This window comes from Hymenobacter translucens (assembly GCF_020685205.1).
GTDB lineage: Bacteria > Bacteroidota > Bacteroidia > Cytophagales > Hymenobacteraceae > Hymenobacter > Hymenobacter translucens.
This window is the reverse complement of record NZ_JAJERB010000021.1, coordinates 1-2,279: the sequence shown is the minus strand read 5'-3', so window position 1 is coordinate 2,279 and position 2,279 is coordinate 1. Positions and strand designations below refer to the sequence as shown.

General features: G+C 66.2%; 1 protein-coding gene. It reads right to left on the bottom strand.

Translation table 11 applies throughout. From position 1 onward, the window contains the following. On the bottom strand, positions 1 to 2,279 hold a 2,279-nt coding region (locus LJY25_RS21100; RefSeq protein WP_449555740.1), incomplete at both ends, for a DUF7948 domain-containing protein.

The window sequence follows — 2,279 nt, the reverse complement described above, 5'->3', positions numbered from 1 at the left end:
GTGGCGTAGGTCAGGGCGTAGGAGCCGGGCGTGGCGGGCGGGGTGAAGACGTAGCGGCTGCCCTGCTGGCTTACGCCTACCCCGCTCCATACGCCACCGGTAGGCAGAGCCCCGCCCAGCAGGATGGGCACAATATTTCCCTGACAGATGGCCGTATCCTGACGCAGGCTGATGGTAAGGGAGTTGGAAACCTGCACGGTGCGCGTCACCGTGCTGGCCGGGGCGCAGGGCGTGGTGGGCAGGGCGTAGGTTATAGTATGGGTGCCCAGGCCCGCCGCGGCCGGGTAAAACAGATTGCCGGCCACCCCGGGCCCGGAAAAGGTGCCGCCGGGCGGCGAGGCCGTCAGGGGCGTGCCAGTGGTCTGGCTGATGCAGAAGGCTGGGTCAAGGGGGCCGAAGCTGGCGGCCGTAACCGCCTGCACCACAATAACGCGGGTCGCGGTTCCGGAACAGATGGGCTGCCCGGGCAGGGTGTAGGTCAGGGTCTGGTTGCCGACCAGGGCAGCTGAGGGCGTAAACACGTACGCCCCGCCCACCTGCGTTACCCCTGGGCCCGACCAGACGCCGCCCGCCGGAAAAGCGCCCGTGAGCGTGATGGGTGCCGCATTCGAGCACACCGTCTGGCCCGGGCCTGCCGATACGCTGCCCGTGCCGAAGTCAATCTTCAGCGTCGTCTGGTTGCAGAAGAAGCCGGTGATGTTGGACAGCTGGTAGTAGCCGGCGGTGGGCTGGATTGGGAAGTTGGTGCCCCCGCAGCCCCCGCACTGGGTTTGGTAAAGCGTGCCCTTCTTGTCGAAGCGGCTCATGCCCCCGTCGAGGTGTTCACCTGTGGTCGTCGAGCCGAAGTAGCTGCCGTAGTCGAGGGTAGCGGCGTTGGCGCCCAGCTGCAGAAAGTAAAAGTCCAGGCCATCGGTGGTCGGCTTGGTGGCATTCGGTGAAATGGGCATTCCGGACAGATTTGGCAAGGTACCGCCAAAGGAGGCGTCGCCACCCCAGCCGCTGACCAGAATCCGCCCGCAGTCATCCACCTGAAAGGCGACAGGGGAAATATCGGGGCTGGCGCCCCCGCTGCCAAAGACGGTGGAGAATCCGGTGGAGGTCAGATCCGCGTTGAGCTTGTGAATAAACTGCTTGCCGCCCACGTTGCGGTAGGTACCGGTCGTTACCGGCCAGGCCCCCCGGGTCTGGCCGAGCAGATAAGGGTTGTCAGCCGCATCGAGCGAAATAAAATACGCCTGGTCGTAGAGGCCCGTGCCCAGGTAGGTAGCCCGTTCCACAAGGTTGCCCGAGGAGCTCAGGCGCGCCACGTAGCCGTCCACGTCCCCGGCCAGGTTCGGCTGCAGGGTGCCGGGCGTGACGGGAAAGTTGGGGCTCGTGGTGCCCCCGGCCACGTACACACTGCCGGTGGAGCCGAGTTGAAGGGAGAAGGCCGCATCCGACCCGCTCCCCCCGAGGTAGGTGCCCCAGATCAGGCTGCCCAGGTTGGCCGACAGCTTGCAGACTACCCCGTCGGTAACGCCGCCCCGGTAGGTGGTTGCTGCCCCGCCGGGGGTGGGAAAGTTGGTGGAGGCGGTCAGGCTGGCGATGTACACGTTGCCGGCCGGGTCAGTGGTCAGGTCGCCGCGGAACTGGTCGCCGTAGTTGCGCAGGAGCGGGAAGGAGCCCTGGTTGAAAGGGCCCATGATGCCGTCGTTGCCGCTGCCGCCCAGAAACGTGGACGCCTGCAGGGCCCCGGTAGAACTGAACTTGATAATGCCGAGGTCGGACCCGTTGGAGTAAGTGAAGACCCCGTTGGGGTTGATAAAGCTCCCGCCGTTGAAGGTGCGGTCGTAGGCGCCGGCAGTGGTCGGGAAGTCGGAGGAGCCGGTCGAGCAGAGAATCAGCAGCTCGTCCTGGGGGTTCACCCACACGCTGTGGGGCAGCTCGGGGTTCAGGCCCCCGATGTAGGTGCCGTAAAGCAGGGCCGCCGCGCCCCGGCCGCTGGGGTTGTACTTATGCACGCCCACGTCACCGTTGCCGCCGAATGGTTGCGTATACGCGCCCGTCGTCCGCGGAAAGGTCATGTCGAATACGCCGCCGGTCGAGTACAGATTGCCCTGCGAATCGTACGTACCGGCCATGCCCCAGTTCACCGTGTTGGCGCCGGAGTAGGAGTTGAAGAGGACGGTCGGGTCGATGACCAGGGGCAGGGCGGGGTCGTAACTGCCCAGGCGGAAGGAGACGCGGTTGCCGCTGAGCTCGAAGGCGCAGCTGACCGGGCGGCGCTGACCCCGGCTGGT